Source organism: Planktothrix sp. PLAVEN19ND (assembly GCF_057220675.1).
Genome location: NZ_CM170132.1, coordinates 1,533,127 through 1,557,022 on the forward strand (window position 1 = coordinate 1,533,127; position 23,896 = coordinate 1,557,022).

Sequence of the window (23,896 nt, forward strand, 5' to 3'; positions counted from 1 at the left end):
GAGATTTGCAATATGCTGGTTATTTATTAAATAATCAATCTCTAAATTTAATGGCGCAGGGTGTAAACTTGCCTAAGTTTTTAATTGAAGTTAAAAACTATTTAAAATTCGCCTATAAAACTGACAATCATCTAGTGATTGATACCTTAACAGGACTCCGAGGAATTCTGCTGAATTTAATCGGTGAAACCCCGGATTTCTTATCTTTTGACGCTCCAGAAATCACAGAAGCTGATTATCTGGAGAGTAGCCAACAAAATCAGAAATTCTATTCTCTATGTCTTTACAAAATTTATAAACTGCAAGTTCTATACCTATATGGTGAGGTAGAATCAGCCTTAAAACTTACCTTAGAAGTCGAAGAATTACTCCAATTTATTCTAGGGTTAATTCCCGTCACAGAATATTATTTTTATTCCTCTTTAATTTTAATTGCAAATTTAGAAAGAGTTTCAGAATCGCAACAACAGCAGTTTTTAGAAAAGATTAAAAATAATCAGGAAAAAATTAAAACTTGGTCAGATAACTGTCCCAGCAATTTCCTATCTAAATATCTTTTAGTCGAAGCAGAATTGGCTCGGATTTCTCAACGTTCCTTTGAAGCTATTGATTTATATGAACAAGCAATATCAACGACACAGGAAGCCGGATTTATTCAAAATGTTGCCCTCAGTCACGAACTCACGGCTAAATTTTGGATGAATCATCATAAACCCAAATATGCCAATATTCACCTGCGAGAAGCCTATTATAGCTATCAACGCTGGGGTGCAGTTCGTAAAGTCGAACAGTTAGAAACCCAATATCCTCAACTCAAATATTTAGCCACCCTTAAACCAGCTTTATTTGAAGTGGAATCAGTTACCCTGAGTACCTCCCATGGTAGTAGTTTAGCACTGTTAGATTTAAGCACGGTCATTAAGGCTTCTCAAGCCATCTCGCGAGAAATTGTTTTAGAGAAATTATTAGCCAACTTAATGAAAATTGTGATTGAAAATGCCGGGGCGCAAAAAGGATTTTTAATTTTATACAACGATGATAAATTAGTAATTGAAGCGGAGGCTTCAACGGATAACGAAGAAGTTATTGTTCATCCTAAAATCAATGTTGAAAATGGCTCTAATTTACCTTTAACTGTTATTTATTATGTGGAAAGAACGGGTCAAGATGTGGTTTTAATGAATGCTACTTTAGAAGGGCAATTTACTCATGATCCCTATATTAATAAGCATAAAATTAAATCTATTTTATGTACTCCGATTATTAGCCAGGGCAAAATTTTAGGAATTTTATATTTAGAAAACAACCTAACAGCCGGAGCCTTTACTTCAGAACGAATTGAAGTTTTAAGTCTACTATCTTCCCAAGCGGCGGTATCTTTAGAAAATGCCCTGTTATATGCCTCCGTGGAAAATAAAGTTCAAGAACGTACCCAACAACTCAACGAGAAAAATTTACGTTTAGAACAAACTTTAAACCAACTAAAACATACCCAAGCCCAATTAATTCAAAGCGAAAAAATGTCCTCTCTAGGACAAATGGTAGCCGGAGTCGCCCATGAAATTAATAATCCCGTGAGTTTTATTTATGGAAATCTTACCCCCGCCAGTGAATATGTTCGAGATTTACTCCGACTGATTCAAGTCTATCAACAGGAATATCCTCAACCTCAACCTTTAATTACAGAAACCATTTCCGAGATTGATTTAGACTTTTTGGTCACAGATTTACAAAAACTATTAGTTTCAATGAAAGTCGGAGCCGAACGAATTCGGAATATTGTTTTGAGTTTGCGAAACTTCTCCCGTTTGGATGAAGCCGAAATGAAACCTGTTGATATTCATGAAGGGATTGATAGCACCTTAATGATTTTACAAACTAGATTCCGAGGCTCTACCCACAGTACGGAAATTGAAGTGATTAAAAACTATGGTCAACTGCCAAAAGTGAACTGTTATGTTTCGCAACTGAATCAAGTTTTTATGAATATTATTAGTAATGCTATTGATGCCTTAGAACATCGTCGCCATCTGATGAATCAGGCTGATTATCCCCCCATGATTACCATTTCCACCCATAAAACACAAGATAATCAGGTTAAAATTTCGATTGCAGATAATGGTTTAGGAATGAATTCAGAAGTGCTACAACGAATTTTTGATCCCTTTTTCACCACAAAACCCGTCGGTAGTGGGACGGGTTTGGGTCTATCGATTAGTTACTCAATTGTTGTTGAACGTCATCAGGGTCAGATGAGTTGCAATTCTAAACCCGGAGAAGGAGCAGAATTCACTATCCTAATCCCAATTAATCAAAATTTGGGGGACTGAACGCTTCAAACAACTATAGCAGGGAAGGGGGAATAGGGAATAGGAAACGAGAAAAAGTGATGAAAAATCCCCAGCTTTTGGTTGACTGGGGAAAGCGCGAATTGAGAACGTGCGATAGTTGTTACAATCTAACTCTATGGGATTTGTGGACACATCTGCCTTTAGATAGATATGGCAACTAAGTCGATAATTTAGCCAATTGATCAGGATTTTTGGATCTGCCGTTGAAAATCTCCGGCTTTATCTTTGACTTCTCCAGCGCCTTTAGAAGCCTGGCGTTTAATATCCGTTGAGGTTTTTTCCGCCGCCTTCTGGACTTGATTTAGGGCTTGTTTGGTGTTATCTTCGGCCTTCTGAATGTTCTTTTGGCTTCCTTTCATCAAATCCCCTGCCATTTCACTGGCAGAGTTACTAACTTTTTCCGATACATCTTTGACCCGTTCCACGATATCTTGGTCAGTGTTGTTATAGGCGTACATATCCGCTTTTTGCTTAGATTTAACGGGGCTAGGAAGTTCACTGGTTAATCCCTTAGCTTGATTGGGACTGCCCTCTGCCGATGACTCAGCCGTGGGAGGATTATTACTACAAGCGGTACTGATCAACATTAATAATCCGGCAAAAAAAACACCTAAAATATTTTTGAAGGATATAGACCTTAGAGCTTGAATTAATTTCTGCATTTTGATGATTCCTAAACTTTGATTAAATTAATTGAATTTGCCTTTATTGCTCACTCAGTTTAAAAGAAATCAATTATTTTACCCTCTAGCGCAAGGAATATATTAGTTGATTTAATTAACTTATTTTCTATTCATTTCGGTTAAAAAAAGTCGCAAATTGCTATAATTAATCATAACCCTTAGATGTTCAACCCAATAATTTGCTAAATTGAAAACATGACTAAAAACAGCGAAGGATATAAAATTGTCAGCGACAACCGCAAAGCCCGCTATCTTTACGAGATTTTAGAGACCTATCAGGCGGGCATCGCCCTTGAGGGAACGGAAGTCAAATCGATTCGGGCGGGTAAAGTCAACCTGCAAGATGCCTATGCCTTAATTCGGGGGGGTGAAGCCTGGCTATTAAATGCCCATATCTCACCCTTTGAGAAGGCCAGTGTTTATTTTAACCATGATCCTCGGCGCACCCGCAAATTATTGCTGCATAAAGAACAAATTAATAAACTATTGGGACAGGTCGAACAAAAGGGGTTAACATTAGTTCCCCTAAAAATGTACCTCAAGGGAGGACGGGTGAAAGTTGATATTGCCGTTGGCCGAGGCAAAAAACTCCATGATAAACGGGATGATATTCGTCAAAAAGATGATAAACGGGCGATGGAAAGGGCAATGAAACGGTATTAAATTGGGTTTTAGGCAGTTTTGGTCTTAGGTGAAAAACAGGTAATCTCTCTACCCCAGGTTTAGGAAAGAGAAATTGTTAATCTTAAATTCTCCCCCGTCCCTCACATTGAAAAGAGGTTGGGGGAGTCGGTTTTAAGATTTATAATCGAGTAATATAGTGAATTGCCTAGAATTGGGAGAACTCTGAACATGACAACAGAACAACCGACCCGCAAAGAACGCGATAGTATGGGAGAAATTGAGGTGAAAAGCGATCGCTATTGGGGGGCTCAAACTCAACGTTCTATCTATTATTTTAATATAGGCAATGACTTAATGCCCAAAGAAGTGATCACCGCCTTTGGCATTCTGAAAAAAGCCGCGGCTATCACCAATCAAGAATTAGGAAAACTCCCCGCAGACAAGGCTCAATTAATCGTTCAAGCCGCCGATGAAGTGATTGATGGCAAACTGGATGATCACTTTCCTTTAAAGGTTTGGATGACCGGAAGTGGCACCCAGTCTAATATGAATATTAATGAGGTGATTGCTAATCGAGGGATTGAAATTTTCGGCGGAATTTTAGGGAGTAAAACCCCGATTCATCCCAATGATCATGTTAATATGTCCCAATCTTCTAATGATACTTTTCCGACGGCAATGCACATTGCGGCGGCGATGGCGGTGACCCAACGGTTAATTCCCAGTGTCAAAAAAATGCGAGATGAGTTACAAAAAAAAGTCGATGAATTTGCCGATATTGTTAAAATTGGTAGAACCCATTTACAAGATGCCGTACCCTTAACTTTAGGTCAAGAATTTTCCGGTTATGTGGCTCAACTCGATGCAGATTTAAAGCGTCTTGAACTTATTTTACCCGATTTATATGAATTAGCCATTGGCGGAACCGCCGTGGGAACGGGATTAAATACCCCGAAAGGATTTGCAGAAAAAGTCTCCAATCAGATTAGTCAATTAACCGGATTACCCTTTATTTCTGCTCCGAATAAATTCGCAGCCATGGCCGCCCATGATGGTCTAGTTATGGCCAGTGGTGCGTTAAAAACCCTAGCCTGTTCGTTGATGAAAATTGCCAATGATATTCGATTTTTAGGCAGTGGCCCCCGTTGTGGTTTAGGGGAATTAATCTTACCTGAAAATGAACCCGGTTCATCAATTATGCCCGGGAAAGTTAACCCAACCCAATGCGAAGCGATGACCATGGTAGCCGCCCAGGTAATAGGTTATGATACTGCTATTACTATTGCTGGTTCCCAAGGGCATTTTGAGTTAAATGTGTTCAAACCGATGATCATTTTTAACTTCATTCAATCGGTAGCTATTTTATCTGATAGTTGTCATAATTTTACAGATTTCTTATTAACTGGATTAAAAGTTAATCGAAATAAAATTAACAGCTATGTTGAACAATCCTTAATGTTGGTTACTGCTTTAGCCCCGAGAATTGGCTATGATCATGCCGCCCAAGTTGCTCATATTGCCCTGGAAAAAGATCTAACTTTAAAGGAAGTTTGTTTGGAATTAGGGTATATTTCCAGTGAAGAATTTGACCAGATTGTCAATCCCTATAAGATGGCTTATCCTGATGTCTAAGTTGTGATTTTAGCTGATTATTATCCCTCTACCCCCTGTAGAGACGTTGCATGCAACGTCTCTACAGGGGGTAATGTGTAGAAATTGTATTTTTTGTAACATTAGTTTTGATTTAGCCTATCATCGGCGGGTGGGCTTTCTATTGCTTGGTATTTGGGGAAATCTATTGAATTTCAAGAATTAAGGATCTATACTAATTAAAGTCTATATTTTAATTAGCATCCTTTTTTTAAACCTAATTTGATTTCCAGATTTAATCTCAACTCATCTAATAGTTTATGCCTTTACAAAACAAAATGTTACCAAAAAATACATTAATATTTCCTGACCGCCCTCTCGCCTTAAATTCTCCCTTCTATATTAATCGCTCTCCTAGCGAAGAATTAGCCTATACGGAACTTGAAAAATCTGGGAGCTTATTGCGAGTCAAAGCCGCTAGAAAAATGGGAAAAAGTTCCTTAATGTTAAGGTTAATAGATTATGCAGAAACCTTGGGATACCGTACCGTTTTGATTGATTTCTTGCAAGTTGATCAAGAAATTTTTAAAAATACGGATAAATTTCTTCGGTGGCTGTGTATTAATGTGGCTCGAAAATTAGAAATTGATCCCAAATTAGACGATTATTGGGATGAAGATATGGGAAGTAAAGTGAGTTGTACGCTCTATTTTGAAATCTATATTTTCCCACAAATTAATTGCCCACTATTCCTAGTCTTTAATGAGTTAAATATTGTATTTGAATATACAAATATTAGTCAAAATTTTCTGCCTTTAATTCGATTTTGGTATGAACAATCCCGACATAACCTAGCCTGGAAAAATCTACACTTATTTTTGGTTCAATCGACAGAAGTTTATATATCTTTAAATATTCATCAATCTCCTTTTAATATTGGATTATCCATTGAACTTCCCCCATTTACAGTTACTCAAGTTCAAAATCTAGCTGAACGTTATCACCTAAGTTTAAGCGATACTCAAATTCAAAAATTAACCTGTTTAGTCGGGGGACATCCCTATTTAGTGCATCTTGCTATTTATCATCTAGCCAATAATTTAATCAGCCTAGAAGACTTATTAAAAAAAGCTCCGACCCTAGAGGGAATTTACAAAGAACACCTACAATCTCTTTGGCTGTTTCTACATAACAAACCCGAACTTGTGATCGCCATGCAACGGGTTGCTACCTCTAAAATAGGTATACAACTGGAACCAATTATTGCCTATCAATTATATAGTTTAGGCATTGTTAATTTGAAGGAAAACTACTGTACACTATCCTGTGAACTCTATCATCTCTATTTTAGCACCCAAATTCTTAGTGAAAACCCTAATGCTCCGATTAATTTAAAACAGCTACAGGAAGAAAATAGACTCTTAAAATCCCTAGTTTATATTGACACCCTGACACAAGTTTTTAACCGCAGACAATTTGATCGCTCCGTAGACATTGAGTGGAAACGAATGATGCGGGAAATTGCCCCATTGTCTTTGATTTTATGTGATATTGATCATTTTAAAATTTATAATGACACCTATGGTCATCAAGCCGGAGATCAATGTTTACGGGCCGTAGCGCAGGCTATTCGTGATGGAGTTCAACGTCCGGCTGATTTAGTTGCCCGTTATGGGGGTGAAGAATTTGTGATTGTTCTCCCTCAAACCGATGCTAAAGGTGCAATGTACATTGCGGAATCTGTTCGTAAGAATATCAAGACCTTAGCTCTACCTTTTAACACTGATCAATTGCCAAACCGTCGGGTACCAATTATTACCATTAGTTTAGGAGTTGCTACTGCGATTCCTGGTGTAGATGCGATGGATATTAAAACTTTATTTTCAGCAACTGATGAAGCTCTATATGAAGCGAAAAAAAATGGTAAAGATCAAGTTAAATTGAGTTCATTTCTACGATTTCAATATTAATTTAATCTAAGATTCATGAAAATAATCAGCTTTTTTCAACCCGCTATTTCCCTCATTAACAAACTCAAATATCCCCAAAAATTTCTTTTAATTAGTTGTATTTTTATCATTCCTTTGAGTTTGATGATATATCTTCTGGTTTCGGAAGTCCAAAGTCTGATTGATTTTGCTGCTCAGGAAAAGTTAGGGAATATCTATCTCCGTCCCCTGCGCCAACTCTATCCTAAAGTTTATCAAGCTCAATTGTTAATGGCTAATCTTAATTTGAGTCCTGAAGATAAAACTCAGTTAGAAAAAATTAAAGTAGAGATTCAAGAGCAGATTAAAATTTTAGACGAAATTGATCAAAAAACAGGAGAAATATTATCAACAACAGAACTTTTTCAAGAAATTAAAGATAGTTGGAGAACGTTACAAGACAATCATAATATCTGGAGTTTACAGACTCAAAAAGTTTATTATTATGTTATTTTAGAGCAAATCAATCAACTTAGATTTCAAGTAGGTGACGAATCCAACTTAATTCTTGACCCGGATTTAGATACTTATTATTTAATGGATGCCACTCTTTTGAAATTACCAGAAATCAATAAGATTTTAGCAGATATTCGGTTAATTAGTCAAGATATTAGTCAACGTCAACAACAGGAGCTAACTCAAAAAGAATATTGGGAAATCACAACTATTTCAGGACTTTTAAATGACTATAATGAAAAACTCAAACGAACATTTGAAGTCTCTTTTAATCATGACTCTGGGGGTAATCTTCGACCCAAATTAACCCAGGACTTGAATTTGCTCACTGATAATCTTAAAAATCTCACTGATGGACTGAGTGATGTAATTAGAACTGGAGACACCCGCCCCATGAAACAATATTTCACAGAAGCGGAAGCTAATATAGAACAAAGTTGGATTTTATGGGATAAAACCATTGATGAATTAGATGTTTTATTACAGCACCGAATTAACGGATTTCTGCACAAACAAATCTTTTTATCTATCCTAGTTCTGATTTCATTATTAATGGTAATTTATATCTTTATTGGATTTTATCGATCCGTGATGCAAACGGTTAATAGTTTGAGTATTGCTTCTCAAAAAATGATCGCGGGAGAAATGAATGAAACCCTACATCTGGACAATCAAGATGAACTAGCAGAAGTCGCTAAATCCTTTAATAATATGGCTTTTGCTTTGGTGAAAGCTAATCAGGAAATTACCTCCCTCAACCAACAATTAACCTCAGAAAATATTCGGATGAGTGCGGAGTTACAAGTGACTCGTCAGTTACAAACAATGATTTTACCCAATGAAGGAGAACTTTCAGAAATTGTTCATTTAGATATTGCGGGTTATATGGAACCTGCGGATGAAGTTGGAGGAGATTATTATGATGTTTTACAACATAGTAATGGCATGGTAAAAATTGGCATTGGAGATGTGACCGGACATGGGTTAGAATCGGGGGTTTTAATGTTAATGGTACAAACGGCAGTCAGAACTTTAATTACCTGTAATGAAACAGATCCAATTATTTTTTTAACCACCCTAAATCGAGTGATTTATGATAATGTTCAACGGATGAAATCCGATAAAAATTTGACATTTTCTTTGATAGATTATTATAATGGATTTCTAAGTATTTGTGGTCAACATGAGGAAATGATTTTAGTGCGATCGCCATTAGACTGTGATCCAAAGTTCGATCCAGAATGTTATCCCCTAGTGGAAACCATTGATACCATAGATTTAGGATTTCCTATTGGTTTAGAAGCGGATATTACAGATTTTATTGGTTCTATTAATATTAAATTAAATCCCAGGGATGGTGTTGTTTTATATACTGATGGCATTACGGAAGCTGAAAATAATCAAGGTAAATTTTATTCTTTAGAAAGACTCTGTGAAATTGTGAAAAAACATTGGCATTTAACAGCCGGAGAAATTCGGAAAGCCGTGATTGATGATGTGCGATCGCATATTGGTAAACATAAGGTTTATGATGATATTACTTTAATTGTTTTAAAACAAAGATAAGTCAGATCATGTCTTGCCCCTTTAAACTAATAAAATTTTATTTGTGCATTCCTTTGATAGTCTTTATGAAAAAATTAAAGCCCAAGAAAACGAGAATTAAACCGCAATTATTTTTTAGTTATATGAAGTTTTTATTATAGCGGATAATTCCCTTGTAAAAATGCTTCCGCAGAAGCGCGATCGCCAATTTCACCATCTAACGTCAGCGTTAATAAATCATCCAAAATTTGCTTAAATTGATGACTAGGTTTATATCCCATGGCTTTTAAATCATGACCATTTAAGGGGGGTTTAACCTCTAGCCATTGGGTTAAATATTGCCAAATTCGCTTTCTGACTTCCCGAGGAGATTGCACCGCGATTAAAATTAAAATTGATAAACTATAAGGTTTAAATAACCAAAAAAACTGACTATTTTTCTCTGATTTAGAGACTGTTTCAATCATCTGATTTTTAGCGGATTCTAAACTTTTTAACCGTTCAATCGTTTCCGCCTGTAGCTGAAGATTCTGGGCAACTTTTTCCCGATATTCTGGGGATAAATAGGCTACTAATACCTCCAAACGAACCTCCCAATGGTTTAAAGTTCTTTGGGGATCGAAGCGTTGTAAACAGCGATCTACAGATCGAATTTGTCGCCATAAATGCGGACTTAACTCTAAAGTAGGATGAATACACCGCAATGCTTTTAACTCCCCTAAAAGTTGCAGTGACCGTTTCCAATAGGGAGATTGTAAAATATATTTTAACTCACTTTTTAACCGTGTTTCTAAAGCAGGAACCCGACGATTTTGGTCAAAGGATTTATTACTTTCTTCCCGTTGTTTCTCATAAATTCCACTACTAATCGCATAACCAATATACTCTTGTGTTTGAGCTTCAATTTCAAATCCTAAACGCACTGCAAACCGCACCGCCCGATAAATTCGAGTCGGATCTTCAATAAAACTATTGGGGTGTAAAACCCGAATTTTTCCAGATTCTAAATCCGATACTCCCCCAAAAAAGTCCAATAATTCCCCTACCTTGGGAGAAGTTAACCGTAATGCTAAGGCATTAATCGTAAAATCCCGTCTATATAAATCCTGACGAATGGAACTCGCTTCTACTTGAGGATTTGCCGCCGGATAGGGATAAAATTCCGTTCTCGCTGTGGCAATATCAATCCAAAGAGAATCTAAAATTGGGTCATTATGCCATAATAAAGCGGCGGTTTGAAATTGCCCATGAACATCTAATCTTGCTGCGGGATAATGTTTTTGTAAATCCTGTGCTAATTCCACCGCCGGAGAAACAGGTGATAAAATATCTGGGTTAAAATTGGCATTTTTATAACATCCATCCACCACAATATCAATATCATTAAGTAATACCGTTGTTTCCGATTCTGCTAACAATAAATCTCGCACTGCACCCCCGACTAAATAGACTTGCCAGCCCCGTTTTTCTGCCAACAATGATAGACGATTCAGTAAGGCTAATAGGGAGGTGGCTAATTTTTCTTCTAATAATTCTTCCACACTGGTACAAGTCAACCCAGGAATACATCCTTTAAACACTGATTTTTGAGGCCGTTGTTGTTGATGGAGTAACCTTAAAACATCGGTTCGGGTCACAATTCCGACTAAATTTTTATCTTGTAAAACGGGTAATCTACCAATATCATAGGTAACCATCAAGGCTTCAATTTCGGGTAAAGTGGTTTCGGGAGTAATGGTTTTTAATTGGGGGGTCATGTAGCCCTTAACCGGGGCGTGACTAAAGCCATGGTGCAGGGCAATATCTAAGTCTCGACGGGAAATAATTCCCACTAATTGATCCTGTTCATCTACTACCGAAAGACCGGAATGATCATAACGTAATAAAATCCGATGGGCTTCTTCTACGGAGGTATCGGGGCGAATGGTTCTCACGGGAGAAGACATCAATTCTAGGGCTGTTGGTGGGTGGGGAATTTGTGCTTTTAATTGTTCAACTAACTGTTCCAAAATCTCGATAAAATTGCCTTCTTTTAAAACCACGGAAGCCGCCCGGGTATGACCCCCACCCCCATAGGGTTTAAATAGTTCATTTAAGTTGGTTTTTTCAATTCGAGATCGTCCAATAATACTTAACCGATCTCCTTCTCCCCGGCCATATTGATTAGCTAAGAGTAAAGCATCACTTTCGGTTAAATCAATTAATTCCGATGCCAAAGTTGATAACCCCGGCACATATTCATCGGTTTTAAATATAATCCAAGCGACGGTATAACCTCTAATTGTTGATTTTTGTAACTGTTCTAATGCTAAACTTAATAACTCTTGTAATTTTTGGGGTAAACCGGGTTCTACATACTCGGCAATCACGGGTAAATTAGCGCCTTGTTCCATTAACCAAGCGAGGGCTATGGCATCTCTAGCGGTGGAATGGGGAAAGGTTAAGGAACCCGTATCTAAATGGATTCCTAATGCCATCACCGTTGCTTCTGCGGTGGTTAAAACCGTTTTTTGGCGTTGATTTCTTAACAGTTCTACAATTAATGTAGTAGTTGCCCCCACTTCTTCAATATAGGTTTCTGTGGCGGGAATATCAGATATGATATCAGGATGATGATCGTATATTCTAATAGCGGATAAATTGGCTAACTTCAACCATTCGGCACTTTTTCCTAAGCGATCGCAACTTTGGGTATCAACCACACTAATGGAATGAATTTTATTGGGATTGACAGATCGGCGTTCAATTAAAGCAAATTCATCTCGATATAAGGCTAAAAAATCTCTCACCGCTGGATGACTTCCCCCCGCCAATACAATCCGACTTCCTGGGTAAATTCGAGTTAATCCCACCGCCGCCCCCAAGGCATCAAAATCAACAGTTGTATGGCATAAAATTAGGTGCATAAAGTTAATAATAATTAAGTTTGATTTTTAATTAATTTTACCATAAAAAATCCATCCATATTCTGTCTATGGGGCCAAATTTTAATCCAGCCTTCAGATTCAGGAGTTAAACCCAAACTTTCCGGCGGAGTTTGAATTTTCCAGTTAGAATGTTGACTTAAAAACTTTTGAATTATGGTTTCATTTTCTTGAGGATGGAGAGTGCAGGTAGCATAGACTAAACAGCCACCCGGTTTAACCCAATTTTGAGTGGTTTCTAAGAGTTCTAATTGCAATTGAGACAGGTCTTGGATATTTTTAGGATCATGTCGCCATCGTCCATCCGCCCGTCGATGTAAGGTTCCCAAACCCGAACAAGGAGCATCTAATAATAGTCGATCTGCGCTCTCGAAATAGCCCTCTAATTTCCGAGCGTCGCCCGCTTTAATTTGAATCGAATTAAGTTGTAATCGAGTTAAATTTTGCTTGATTTTCTTGAGTCGGGATTTCATAGAATCAAAGGCTAAAACTTGACCTTGATCTTGCATTAATTCGGCAATATGGGTGGTTTTTCCCCCGGGGGCGGCACAGGCATCAATAATAGTTTCTCCGGGTTGGGGATCTAATAAATAGCTAACCCATTGGGCACTACTATCTTGAATTGACCACCAACCTTGATTATAACCGGGTAAATCTTTAATTGATCCGATACTACCAGTTAATCTTAATCCTAGAGGTAAACCCGCAATTCGACTCACGGAAATTCCCCGAGATTGAAATTCTAATTCTACGGTTTCTAAAGTTGTTTGTAAGGGATTAATTCTTAAATCAATGGCGGGAGATTGATTAAACCAAGTGCAAAGCTGTTCGGTTTCTGCTAATCCTAAAGTATCTAACCAAAATTGAATTAGCCAGTCAGGAAAGCTATAGATAATTCCCAATCTTTCTATGGGATTTTTGGGTAATTTAAAGGGCGTAAAAACAGAGTTAAAAGAATTAGCAGTTTCTACCGGACATTTTTCCGATTCTCGAATATATTGTCTCAAGATACCATTGACAAATCCACTAAAATGGGTTAATTTATTGTGTTTAACTAATTCAACGCTCGTATCGACCGCCGCCGAATTGGGAACTTGATTCAGATAGCAAATTTGATAAAAACCGAGATGTAGTATAGTACGAATATCCGGGTGCTGTTGATGGGATTTTTTCGGGGCTAAGTAATCGATTAAACTATCAAGCGATCGCCGTCTACGCACACAACCATAGACTAATTCTGTGGTTAAGCGTCGGTTAATCTCTGATAGCTCAGATTCACGAAGCCATTGGTCTAAAACCACATCTGCGAGTCCCCCCCGTCGGTTAATGTCTCGGAGTGCTAAAAATGCAACTTGGCGTGGATTATTATTCACAGTTATTATCAAATTCAATTCCAGGTAATTGGAAAATAATTGATCCTCATAAGATTGTATGAACCCCCTTCAGGAAACCAAAGTAACCCATGACTACAACTGAATCAAGACTATCAGAACTTGGTGCATTTATTCGCACAAAATTGAAGATCTTTTCTTCCGGTTTTGTTTTATCTCAGGCTCCGACTTATGATAGTTGGCGAAAGCATTTCATTCAAAAACGCTTAAATTTAGGGTTTAGCCTAGCCCTGGTTTCCTATTTTACCTTTAGTGTTTCAGAAATCAACAACTTTTTCTTTAATCCTGAGCATTTTCAACCCTCTTGGTTAGCGACACAAATTGTCGTCGAGGGCGGTTTAATTATCGGTTTATTGATTCTGAGAACTCCCCTGGGTCATCAACATCCAGCCTCAATGTTTCTGCTATTTTCTTGGTTGGTGACCATTACCCCCCAAATTCGAGAAACCTTAAGTGGAGTCGCCCGGGCTTCAATCATTGAATGGCCCCTGATGTTTTTTTCCCAAGCCACCTTAATTCCGGTGTATTGGCCGTTGCATTTAATTTCGCAATTAGGGGTGTTTGTTTATTATCAGGGAAGTCAAATTTTACTCAATCTAAAAGTTGAGCTTCCCGCCGATTGGATGACAGCCGATTTCCTATTTCTTTATCTGTTTTGGATTTGTTTAATTTGTAATTTTTCGGTGTATTTGTATGACCGTTTAGCTCGATCGGAATTTAATTCTCGTAAAGCCCTAGAACGAGCCTATACTCAAGTCAAAGAAGAACAGGAACGCTCAGAAAGTTTACTCCTAAATATTCTACCCCATTCCATTGCCCAACGGTTAAAACTGCAACCCAGTACCATTGCTGATAGTTTCACCGATGCCGGGGTTTTATTTGGTGATATTGTCGGTTTTACTGAACTTTCAGGACGTTTTGATCCGCCGCAATTAGTTGATTTACTGAATCAAATCTTTTCTGAATTTGATCATTTAGCCGAACTCCATGGGTTAGAAAAAATTAAAACTATCGGCGATTCTTATATGGTGGTTTCGGGTTTACCCATTCCCCACGATGATTATGCAGAAGCGATCGCCAATATGGCATTAGATATGCAAAAAACCTTGAGAGAATTCAATCTCAAAACCCAACAAAATTTTCATATTAGAATTGGGATTGCCACTGGCCCAGTTGTGGCTGGAGTCATTGGAATTAAGAAATTTATTTATGATTTATGGGGAGATACGGTTAATATTGCCAGTCGAATGGAGTCCCATGGAATTGCCGATGAAATTCAAGTTACAGAAACCACCTACTTAGTATTAAAACAAAACTATCGACTTGAAAAGCGAGGAATCATTGACGTTAAAGGTAAAGGACAAATGACCACCTATTTATTAAAGGGAAAACAAACCTAAGCATCCTGAAAAAAGTTTGTTGTTGCGGCTCAAGCCCTGACTAAGAGTGCTGAAGCGCAACAACGGTTTTTTCAAAGATTTTTTCTAAGAAATCGGAGATAATAATTCGACTGCATCCCGTCCATCCAGATCTTCTAAATAGACCTTCACCTGTTCTTCCTTGGCGGTGGGGAGTTTTTTACCCGTAAAATCAGGATGAATCGGCAGTTGACGATGACCTCGATCCACCAGAACCGCTAACCCAATAGTTTCAGGACGTCCATAATCGATTACCGCATTCAGAGCCGCCCGAATCGTTCTACCTTTATAAATCACATCATCCACCACAACCACCGTTTTCCCCGTCAAGTCAAAGGGAATTTTAGTTTTTTCTGGGGTTCGCATTCCCACTTGGTCTAAATCATCCCGATAAAACGTAATATCTAACGCCCCCACTGGAACCCGTACCTGTTCCAAGACTTCAATTTGATGAGCCAAAAGTTCCGCTAACAGCACCCCCCTGGTGTAGATTCCGAGTAAGACTAAATTATCTAAATCCCCATGTTTTTCCACAATTTGGGAAGCCATCCGGGTGAGCGTTCGCCGGATTTCAGCCGCAGACAGAATTTCAACAATTTTTGTCATTTTAGATTAAAAATTAACAATCTTGAGTTTTTTTAAGATATTCGGGATTAGTTCGCACCGTTCAAAAGGATAAATCCCCCTGTAAATAATCCTAACGTAATTAAAAAACTGTATCGAGTCAGTTGCAATGCTTTTTTAATGGTAGTAGATGTAATCGGTTGTTGGGGATCTCCCAAGAAAGGTTTCTGTTTAATCACCCCCCGATAGGAATTTTCTCCCCCCAGTTGTACCCCCAAAGCGGCAGCATAAGCACATTCACTCCATCCGGCATTGGGACTCGGATCAAAAACAGCATCCCGTTGACAAATGCTGAAAACATAACTAGGTTTTCCTGATAATATGGCAATCATGCTCACCGTTAATCGACAGGGAAGCCAGGTTAAAATATCCTCTAATTTGGCACTAAACCATCCGATATCCCCATAAGGTGCTTCTCGATAACCCACCATAGAATCGAGGGTACTAGCGGCTTTGTAGGCAAAAGTCAGAGGGACACTACCGACCCCCGGCAATACCGCACCAATTAAGGCATAAAATAAAGGAGCCATCACACCATCAGTAGCATTTTCTGTCACGGTTTCTAAAACCGCTCTAAGGATTTCTGACTCCGATAGGGTTTCGGTATCTCGACCTACATAACGACTTAATCGTTGACGAGCCGTGACTAAATCTCCTTGATCAATCCAATAGAGAACATCCTCGGCGGAATCCCTTAAACTGCGACCCGCAAAACAACTGGCCAAGAGAATACTTTCTACTGCAATGCTCAAAATTTCAGGCCCCGAAAATTTGACAACTAGCACCTGTACCCCATCTCTAATTAACGTCACTGTCAAGGCACTCCCCAATACCACAATTAGGGTCAGAAATACCCCCGCCACCCGCAAAATTCTCGGTTGATTCAAGTATTTAAAGAAAATTTGAGTATAGTAAGTAATTACCCACCCCATCACCTGTACCGGATGTAACCAACTTTTGGGATCTCCAATCAGATAATCACCGACAGCAGCAATCAATAAAATGATCAGGGAATTAAAATCCGTCATGGAAAATCGATAAATAGAAAAGGACAATCAATCCTGAACTCAACTTCCGTGGTGCAAAATTCCCTAAACCACAAAACTTGTTTCTTCCCCCTGGGCGGCTTGCCAACTGCGAGCATCATAATAGAGATCTTCGAGGGAAATCCCATAGAGTGCTTCTTTCAGCTTTTGATGTAACCGATTCCATAGGGTAAAAGTTACCCAGTCTTCTGCTTGTTCAATATCCGCTTGATGGCGGGGTAAAGGTTCAATAGTTTCTCCCACTGCTTCTAATATTTGTCCCAGGGAGATTTGGGCTGGAGATTTGGCTAATTGATAGCCTCCTTGAGCACCCCGAACTGATTCAACTAACCCCGATCGTCGCATCTCGATCAGGAGTTTTTCCAGATAGGGTGCAGGAATATTTTGGCGCCGTGCGATCGCCTGCACAGAAGTCGGCCCTATCCCCCGTTGTAAGGATAGATCAAGCAAGGCTTTAACGCTATAGTGTCCCCGTGTAGTTAACTTCATTCTGGGTAATAAAATAGATAACTTGGCAATGGAGTTTCAAAGGACAAAGATGGTCTTGAGGTAATTCTACCAAGTTGAGCATACTTAAACGGAATTCGCTACAACTCTCACCCATACCACGGCAATATCCTCCCCTCAAGAGTTTAGTCTGGAGTTGATAACTTCTCATCAGTCTGGACAGGTGAGTTTTGGGTTTAAAGGTGGTTAGAGTTGATGGGATGGGGATTGATACTATTGCTAAAAAGCTGATAGCTGAACCCGATCCTGAGTTGTTGGATGTCCCACCCTTCCACTCAACTCCTTGACCGGAATTAGATCTAATAAAAAATTTAAAAAATAGGTGAATAATTTCCTTAATTAGTGTAATATAGTTTCTCAAGCAAGGATCTAGCTAAACAATCTGGGTGATCTATCACCCACCCACGATAAAAGTCAAGACCTTTTGTAAAACATTTACAGGCACAGTTAATGGTTAAAAAGAAAAGTTCTGATCCCCAACCTCAGCCTCTAACCGGAGAAGCCTTACTCGATAAAGTCAAAGGACTTGAACATCTGAGCAAAGAAGAAAAGGCTAGAGAATGTGGTTACTACACCCTGACGAAGAATGGTGTTGAGCGCGTCAATATGATGAAGTTCCTCAATGCTCTAATTGATGCTGAGGGAATTGAGTTAGATGGCAAACAACAAGGAAATGGCCGGGGTGGACGCTCCGCTAGTTATAGAATTAGTGTGCAATCAAATGGAAACTTGTTGATTGGTGCAGCCTATACAAAACAAATGGATTTAACGGCTGGTGATGAGTTTGAAATTTCCCTCGGACGTAAGCATATTCACCTCAAACAAGTTGAAGCTGGAGACGACGAAGAATAATCCCAGGGATATTGTTTTTAACTAAATCCTGAGACTAAATTTGAATGTACACACTTTAGACTGGCAATGGCTATTTTTGAGTCACTGCCAGCTATTGTTGTGTTAAAATAACCACAAAGGTACTAAGACACAAAGAAAGAGAGAAAGATAATCAAGGGGCGATTACAGATAGAAACATGGCGAAGCCATACCTTATTCTTTAGGAGAGTAGTAGTTTTACACATAGCGTTTAAGTTGTAGTTAAGATGAATACTTAATACTAACAAAACCATATTAGCTTGATATTGAGTCAATTTTTATGATAATTACTTGACATGATTAATTAGTAAGTTTATTATAAATACATAAATGTCACAAAAAAATCCATGAAAGCCAGTGATTAATCTTACTTATCAGTTCAGGTTAGATTTAAACAGACGGCAAGAGTTAGAGATAGAGCATATCTTAGATGTCTGCCGATCTGTTTATAACTACGCCTTGGCTGAACGTAAGCACTGGTTACGCAGTAGAAAATCACCTATTAATAGTTGTTCGCTTGTGTCAGAGTTCATTATACCAGCTGACCAGCCTTACCCCAATTACAATGTACAAGCCAAGAATTTAACCATAGCCAAACAAAAAAATCAGGATTTAAAGTCAGTTAATGCTCAAGTGTTACAACAAACGTTGAAAACATTAGATAAAGCCTTTACTGATATGAAATCTCAAGGTCGTGGTTTTCCACGATATAAAAAGAAAATGCGTAGTTTTGTTTTTCCGGCTATGTTAAAAAATTGTTTAGCAATAGGCAAGGTAAAACTACCCCAATTAGGCTGGTTAAAGATTAGACAATCAAGGGAATATCCCACGGGTTTTGTGCCGAAGCAAGCTCGGATTGTAAAAAAAGCGAGTGGATATTATTTACTAATTGTGTTTCAGTCACAAGAGGTATGTCCTGATATACCAATAGGCAAGACCAGTTTAGGACTAGATGCGGGTATTGAATCATTTCTGGCAACAAGTACAGGCGAATTAATCAAAGCACCGAAGTTTTTGTTAAAGGCACAGAGTCAGCTGAAATCGCTACAAAGACGCTTAAAACATAAAAATAAGGGGTCAAACAATTGGTTAAAATTGCAAAACAAAATCGGAAGATTACATGAAAAAGTATCTAATACAAGGAAAAATTGGCACTTTAAACTAGCCCATAATCTGTGTGACTTAGGAGAAAATATATTCATAGAGGACATCAATTACACATCTTGGAGTCGTGGGATTGTGAGAAAGCCATCTTTAGACTCAGGGATAGGTGGATTTATGAATCAGGTGTTACCTTATGTCTGCTGGAAAAGAGATGGATTTTATCTAAAAGTAGATAAAAATGGTACATCTCAAGAATGTCCTAATTGTGGAAAACATACTGGCAAAAAGCAGTTAAGTGAAAGAGTGCATAATTGTCAGTATTGTGGTCATACAGAACAAAGAGACATAGCTAGTGCCAAAGTAATTAGAAATAGAGGCTTAATTGCGGTAGGACATACCGTGAGTGAAAATGCTTGTGAAGTACCCTTAATCGGGTCAGACGTACTGGCGGGGTTTGAACAGTTAACACTGTTTGAGCTAGTTAAGTGTCATTAAGCAAGAATCTCCCGTTACAGCCGCCTAACGGTGAGAGTGTCAAGGCCTATTGTTTGAATCCCCAATGTGCTAAACCCTATAATCCCGCTCAAAGTCAATTTTGTTTAACCTGTGGGAATCAACTGTGGTTAAAAGACCGATATCAAGCTATAGATATCATTGGACAAGGGGGATTTGGTAAAACATTTTTAGCCGTGGATGAGGATAAACCGTCTAAACCGCGCTGTGTCATCAAACAATTTTTTCCCCAATCTCAAGATGCTGATACCTGGCAAAAAGCATCGGAATTATTTGCACAGGAGGCTATTAGGTTAGATGAATTAGGGAAACACCCTCACATTCCTGAGCTTTTAGCTTATATTACGATTAATCAACAACAATATTTAATCCAAGAATTCATCGAAGGGGAAAATTTAGCAAAAATTTTAGTTCAGGAAGGAGGATTTAATCAAACTCAGATTCAATATCTTTTAATCTGTTTACTTCCTCTATTAGATTTTATCCATGATAAAAATGTAATTCACAGAGATATTAAACCCGCTAATATTATTCGTCGCCCTAATGGAAAGTTTGTTTTAGTGGATTTTGGTTCGGCTAAATTTGCCCAAAAAACCGCATTTACCGTCACCGGAACAATTATCGGCACTTCTGATTATATTGCCCCCGAACAGGCGAAGGGAAAGGGTATTTTTGCCAGTGATATTTATAGTTTAGGGGTGACTTGTCTGCATTTATTAACCCAAGTGGAACCGATAGATTTATTTGATGATGAGGAGGGTATTTGGGTTTGGCGAGAACATTTAAAACATCCAGTCAGTGAGGAATTAGGGTTGATTTTGGATAAAATGATTGAAAGTGCCATTAAACGACGCTATCAGTCAGCGAGGGATATTTTAACGGATTTAAACAATTCTTTATCTAATTTTGGGGAAGTATTAGCAGGTGATAATTTAGATATATTAGACAATAATAATTTGGGAATATTAGCAAGCGAGACGCTTGCACTACCTTTGAAAAATCAAGCTCAAAAGTGGGAATGTGTTCAAACATTAATTGGTCATACTTGGGTAATTTATGGGGTTGCTATTACTCCTGATGGTAAAAATATCGTGAGTTGTAGCGAAGACCAAACCATTAAAATTTGGAATTTGGAAATAGGAGAATTAGAAAAAACGTTAATAGGGCATAGAGACTCCGTTAGAGGAATTGGAATTAGTTATGATGGTCAAATCATAGTTAGTGCAAGTTCTGATAAAACAGTACGATTATGGAATTTAGAAACAGGAGAACAAATATCTATTATTAGAACCTTGAAGTATGGGGTTAATTGTATAGCTATTCATCCAAACAAAAATATTGTTGCTAGTCCTTTAATTTATACTAGAAATACAACTGATATTTCGGTTATACTTGATAATATAGATACTAATCAATGTATCGAGACTCCACAACACAATAATCCAAGCAACGTAAAAATTAATGCAATAACTTTTGCCTCTGGTAGTCCTTGCTTTGCCTATGAAAACCCGAAAGGCAGTATTATGATTGCTTATATAGATACGGGTAAAACCCTTCGTGAGCTTGAAATTCCTGAAAGTTCTTATAATTTTTTCTCTCTTGCCTTTAGTCCCGATAATCAAATATTAGCAAGTGGAAGTGAAGATAATACGATTAAAATTTGGCAGCCTGCAACGGGAAATCTAATTAAAACATTAGAAGGACATACAGGAAGTGTACATTCTGTTGCTATTACTTCAGATAATAAAATATTAGTCAGTGGAAGTGAAGACCAAACCATTAAACTATGGGAAATAGAAACAGGAGAAGAAATTTGTACATTAACCGGACATAGGGGTATTATTTATTCCATTGCCATTAGTCCCGATAATCAAACAATAGTTAGCGGGAGTCAAGATGGAACAATTAAAATATGGCGTCCGTTGTTGCGCTTAAGCGCATCCTAAAGAGGCGTGAAGGGCTCACTACTAGGGTATGGCAATTGTCCTTAATAACTAACTTATTGTTGGGCTGTCCGCCGCATTTGAATAGTTATGCCATGCTATAACTTGCCAATCAACTTGTCATATTCTGCATGGGTTCCAATCCAGAACCAAGAAATACCATTCTCGACTTCAACACCCAAAGCTCGATAACTTAACCCTGCCCGAACTGACCAATACTTCTTGCCCAACTTCTTGAAATGCAAAGATGGATGGGCGGGGTCAACTTTAAGCAACTCGTAACACTCATCTGCCGTTCGTTGAACACTTTCAGATAATGTGTCGTAGTATTGCCAAAACTTCCGGGTTGTATAGTGCATCAAATTTCTCGGCAATGACCCGCCTCAAACTCAGCGAGCGCTTCCTGAGCAAGTGTCTCTAATTTACCGTCTTCAATATCTTGCTCTATCTGTTTATCCCAGCGTTCGTAGTCTAAATCAAGGAACCACAACCTTAACTGCTCAAACTCACTGGATGGCAATGAAAGAATTGCTGTTTCAATTTGCTCAAGATTTGACATAGCCAATTGTACCTCTGTGCCCTTAAGAAAATTATAGCTTCACCTGAACTGAAGACCAGGTGGAAGTTTTTCAAAAGGATCTTCATTGAATACTTTCTCCGCGTTAATTTTAGGACATCTTTTTCCATTATCCCACATAGAATTTTAGGGTAGTGTCCTCACGGAGGATTTAGCAAGCTCACTATACAGAACTTACGCAAGCAGGCTATATATAGCGTGTCAAAAGTAGGCGATCGCATACCAATGATAATATAGCAAGAGGCAATAGGGAATAGGCAATGGGCAATAGGTAAATACTTACTGTGAGCAGCTTTTAGCTTTCAAGAATGTCCTAAGTAGGTGGTCATAATTAAATTTAAAATACCAAATGCTGTGGCGATGGCAGTACCGCCGCCTGTCGGCATCGCTAAATCATTAGTACGCTACATATAGCGTACTAATGAGTCCTGTCTATAACAGCTTCTTTCAACTTGATTTTCCCGCCTCAATGCTGCAAGAAAATTCCGTAAAAATAATGGTTTACGATATTGAATTGGAGCAAATTTCACGATGGAAGGAGTAACGGATAAATTAACGAATTATCAGCAAATTGTGCAGCAATTGTTGATGGGTTACGCAGAATTTAAGCCCGCTTATGGGGATTTTGAGGTGGAGACTATTTTTGATACGCAGCGAAATCATTATCAAATTGTGCATCTAGGTTGGCAGCATAAACGCTGGAAGATTGTATAATACATCTGAATATTCGCAATGAAAAAATCTGGATTTTTTACAATTCAACGGAACATGATATTGCGGCAGATTTAGTCGATTTGGGCGTACCAAAACAAGATATTGTGTTAGGTTTTTATCCTCCTTTCATGCGGGAAATGAGCGACTATGCTGTGGGCTAAAAGTTTTTCGTTTCTAAGCTAAATCAAGTTCTTATTTTTAGTTTTAACTCGTTCATAAAACTCCTCCATAACCTGAATAAAAGAATGTTCTTTCTTCCAAAAAGCCGGAAAATCTCCTTGTTTTTTAATTAAAATAGCAGGTAAACTCACAGAAGAGGGTTCTTCAACAACTTGAGGAAGTCGATGGCTTCCTAACCAAAACTCTCGCGCACTCATTTTCTCTGGTACGCCTTCTGTTTCGATAGTTGTATAGAAAGATATTGAGGGTTGTACAGAAATTTCCTGGGTTGTTAATTCTTGAGATAAAATCTTCCCTAAAGGAGATTGAGATAACTCCGCTTTGAGGACATCTTTAGATAAACCCCTCAATTGAAAAAGCAAAAAAGGATCATCATCTAATTGGGATGCTACTAAATAATAAACCCCCGCAATATGTTTACAAGGATTTGACCAATCTGGACAAGAACAAGTCGTTTTAAAATCTTTTTCGCTTTGGGGAAGTAAATGTAAACCTAACTCTGAAAACACATCCTCAATATTATCAGGAACTTCATTCATTAATAACTTAGATACAAAACTTGCTTTTGAAGACAAATGTTGAATCGCTTTCGACCAATCACTAGAACTAATCGGTGTAATTTCAATAGTCGTATCATATCGAGGTTCCTTATAAACCCCAAAGTAGGGATTAATTGAACCTTTAACCGTTGCCGTAATTCGATTCTGATCAATACTCGACTTAAGAATCTTACCATTCCTTGCATAAGAACGTCCTCGACCCAAACGTGCCGGGTCACTAAACGCTTCTAACGCTTCAATAAATTGTTTTCCCCACCAAGTCCGACTAAATTGAGCCATAATAGATCA

At 38.1% G+C, this 23,896-nt stretch carries 20 protein-coding genes; 11 read left to right on the forward strand and 9 right to left on the reverse strand.

Annotated elements, in window-relative coordinates; genetic code table 11:
• The first annotated feature begins 50 nt into the window (after nucleotides 1-50).
• The gene (locus AC2D3N_RS06515; protein ID WP_484693139.1) at nucleotides 51-2,330 is read left to right on the forward strand and encodes a GAF domain-containing sensor histidine kinase; all 2,280 of its coding nucleotides are present in this window, start codon (nucleotides 51-53) and stop codon (nucleotides 2,328-2,330) included.
• Between the two features lie 203 nt (nucleotides 2,331-2,533).
• On the opposite strand, the gene AC2D3N_RS06520 is transcribed toward AC2D3N_RS06515, so the two are convergent.
• Nucleotides 2,534-3,013 (reverse strand): DUF6658 family protein, encoded by a 480-nt coding sequence (locus AC2D3N_RS06520; RefSeq protein WP_484693140.1) that lies wholly within the window; start codon nucleotides 3,011-3,013, stop codon nucleotides 2,534-2,536.
• A 216-nt stretch (nucleotides 3,014-3,229) separates the two neighbouring features.
• On the opposite strand from AC2D3N_RS06520, the gene smpB reads away from it, so the two are divergent.
• From smpB to AC2D3N_RS06540, 4 genes are all read left to right on the forward strand, one after another.
• Nucleotides 3,230-3,697 (forward strand): SsrA-binding protein SmpB, encoded by a 468-nt coding sequence (gene smpB, locus AC2D3N_RS06525; RefSeq protein WP_079679482.1) that lies wholly within the window; start codon nucleotides 3,230-3,232, stop codon nucleotides 3,695-3,697.
• A gap of 189 nt (nucleotides 3,698-3,886) precedes the next feature.
• Nucleotides 3,887-5,290, forward strand: coding sequence for a class II fumarate hydratase (gene fumC, locus AC2D3N_RS06530; RefSeq protein ID WP_484693141.1), 1,404 nt, complete (start codon nucleotides 3,887-3,889; stop codon nucleotides 5,288-5,290).
• Nucleotides 5,291-5,568: 278 nt separating this feature from the next.
• A complete protein-coding gene (locus tag AC2D3N_RS06535) occupies nucleotides 5,569-7,218 on the forward strand; it encodes an AAA-like domain-containing protein (RefSeq protein ID WP_144017754.1) in 1,650 nt (549 codons plus the stop codon).
• Nucleotides 7,219-7,233: 15 nt separating this feature from the next.
• Complete coding sequence (locus AC2D3N_RS06540) at nucleotides 7,234-9,258, forward strand: SpoIIE family protein phosphatase (RefSeq protein WP_079679478.1); 2,025 nt, start codon at nucleotides 7,234-7,236, stop codon at nucleotides 9,256-9,258.
• A 134-nt stretch (nucleotides 9,259-9,392) separates the two neighbouring features.
• Here AC2D3N_RS06540 and AC2D3N_RS06545 read toward each other — a convergent pair whose 3' ends face one another.
• Both AC2D3N_RS06545 and AC2D3N_RS06550 read right to left on the reverse strand, forming a co-directional pair.
• Nucleotides 9,393-12,143: a CBS domain-containing protein gene (locus AC2D3N_RS06545; RefSeq protein WP_484693142.1), complete on the reverse strand. Its 2,751-nt coding sequence runs from the start codon at nucleotides 12,141-12,143 to the stop codon at nucleotides 9,393-9,395.
• Between the two features lie 14 nt (nucleotides 12,144-12,157).
• The gene (locus AC2D3N_RS06550; protein ID WP_079679474.1) at nucleotides 12,158-13,534 is read right to left on the reverse strand and encodes a 16S rRNA (cytosine(967)-C(5))-methyltransferase; all 1,377 of its coding nucleotides are present in this window, start codon (nucleotides 13,532-13,534) and stop codon (nucleotides 12,158-12,160) included.
• Nucleotides 13,535-13,623: 89 nt separating this feature from the next.
• On the opposite strand from AC2D3N_RS06550, the gene AC2D3N_RS06555 reads away from it, so the two are divergent.
• A complete protein-coding gene (locus AC2D3N_RS06555; RefSeq protein WP_079679472.1) occupies nucleotides 13,624-14,952 on the forward strand; it encodes an adenylate/guanylate cyclase domain-containing protein in 1,329 nt (442 codons plus the stop codon).
• 84 nt (nucleotides 14,953-15,036) lie between these two features.
• Here the strand turns inward: AC2D3N_RS06555 and pyrR are convergent, their stop codons facing one another.
• The 3 genes from pyrR to AC2D3N_RS06570 all read right to left on the reverse strand — a co-directional run bounded on the left by pyrR (nucleotide 15,037) and on the right by AC2D3N_RS06570 (nucleotide 17,129).
• Complete coding sequence (pyrR, locus tag AC2D3N_RS06560) at nucleotides 15,037-15,576, reverse strand: bifunctional pyr operon transcriptional regulator/uracil phosphoribosyltransferase PyrR (RefSeq protein WP_079679470.1); 540 nt, start codon at nucleotides 15,574-15,576, stop codon at nucleotides 15,037-15,039.
• Between the two features lie 47 nt (nucleotides 15,577-15,623).
• Nucleotides 15,624-16,622, reverse strand: coding sequence for an adenosylcobinamide-phosphate synthase CbiB (cbiB, locus tag AC2D3N_RS06565; RefSeq protein WP_079679468.1), 999 nt, complete (start codon nucleotides 16,620-16,622; stop codon nucleotides 15,624-15,626).
• Nucleotides 16,623-16,685: 63 nt separating this feature from the next.
• A complete protein-coding gene (locus AC2D3N_RS06570) occupies nucleotides 16,686-17,129 on the reverse strand; it encodes an Rrf2 family transcriptional regulator (RefSeq protein WP_079679466.1) in 444 nt (147 codons plus the stop codon).
• Nucleotides 17,130-17,597: 468 nt separating this feature from the next.
• Here AC2D3N_RS06570 and AC2D3N_RS06575 point away from each other — a divergent pair, with 468 nt between their 5' ends.
• The 3 genes from AC2D3N_RS06575 to AC2D3N_RS06585 all read left to right on the forward strand — a co-directional run bounded on the left by AC2D3N_RS06575 (nucleotide 17,598) and on the right by AC2D3N_RS06585 (nucleotide 21,580).
• Nucleotides 17,598-17,999 (forward strand): AbrB family transcriptional regulator, encoded by a 402-nt coding sequence (locus AC2D3N_RS06575; protein WP_079679465.1) that lies wholly within the window; start codon nucleotides 17,598-17,600, stop codon nucleotides 17,997-17,999.
• 375 nt (nucleotides 18,000-18,374) lie between these two features.
• Nucleotides 18,375-19,616 (forward strand): RNA-guided endonuclease InsQ/TnpB family protein, encoded by a 1,242-nt coding sequence (locus tag AC2D3N_RS06580; RefSeq protein WP_079679464.1) that lies wholly within the window; start codon nucleotides 18,375-18,377, stop codon nucleotides 19,614-19,616.
• Nucleotides 19,607-21,580: a protein kinase domain-containing protein gene (locus tag AC2D3N_RS06585; RefSeq protein ID WP_484693143.1), complete on the forward strand. Its 1,974-nt coding sequence runs from the start codon at nucleotides 19,607-19,609 to the stop codon at nucleotides 21,578-21,580. The genes AC2D3N_RS06580 and AC2D3N_RS06585 overlap by 10 nt, the downstream gene beginning before the upstream one ends.
• Nucleotides 21,581-21,675: 95 nt before the next feature.
• Here AC2D3N_RS06585 and AC2D3N_RS06590 read toward each other — a convergent pair whose 3' ends face one another.
• Together AC2D3N_RS06590 and AC2D3N_RS06595 are read right to left on the reverse strand one after the other, a co-directional pair.
• Nucleotides 21,676-21,936 carry a ParE family toxin-like protein gene (locus tag AC2D3N_RS06590; RefSeq protein ID WP_484693144.1) on the reverse strand — a complete coding sequence of 87 codons (261 nt, stop codon included), beginning with the start codon at nucleotides 21,934-21,936 and terminating at the stop codon, nucleotides 21,676-21,678.
• Nucleotides 21,936-22,136: a hypothetical protein gene (locus AC2D3N_RS06595; protein ID WP_484693145.1), complete on the reverse strand. Its 201-nt coding sequence runs from the start codon at nucleotides 22,134-22,136 to the stop codon at nucleotides 21,936-21,938. The genes AC2D3N_RS06590 and AC2D3N_RS06595 overlap by 1 nt, the downstream gene beginning before the upstream one ends.
• A gap of 549 nt (nucleotides 22,137-22,685) precedes the next feature.
• Here AC2D3N_RS06595 and AC2D3N_RS06600 point away from each other — a divergent pair.
• Both AC2D3N_RS06600 and AC2D3N_RS06605 read left to right on the forward strand, forming a co-directional pair.
• The gene (locus tag AC2D3N_RS06600; RefSeq protein ID WP_484693146.1) at nucleotides 22,686-22,868 is read left to right on the forward strand and encodes an element excision factor XisI family protein; all 183 of its coding nucleotides are present in this window, start codon (nucleotides 22,686-22,688) and stop codon (nucleotides 22,866-22,868) included.
• A gap of 32 nt (nucleotides 22,869-22,900) precedes the next feature.
• Nucleotides 22,901-23,029: an element excision factor XisI family protein gene (locus AC2D3N_RS06605; RefSeq protein WP_484693737.1), complete on the forward strand. Its 129-nt coding sequence runs from the start codon at nucleotides 22,901-22,903 to the stop codon at nucleotides 23,027-23,029.
• Between the two features lie 18 nt (nucleotides 23,030-23,047).
• On the opposite strand, the gene AC2D3N_RS06610 is transcribed toward AC2D3N_RS06605, so the two are convergent.
• On the reverse strand, nucleotides 23,048-23,887 hold the full coding sequence (locus AC2D3N_RS06610) for an SWIM zinc finger family protein (RefSeq protein ID WP_484693147.1): 840 nt from the start codon (nucleotides 23,885-23,887) through the stop codon (nucleotides 23,048-23,050).
• Nucleotides 23,888-23,896 lie beyond the last annotated feature (9 nt).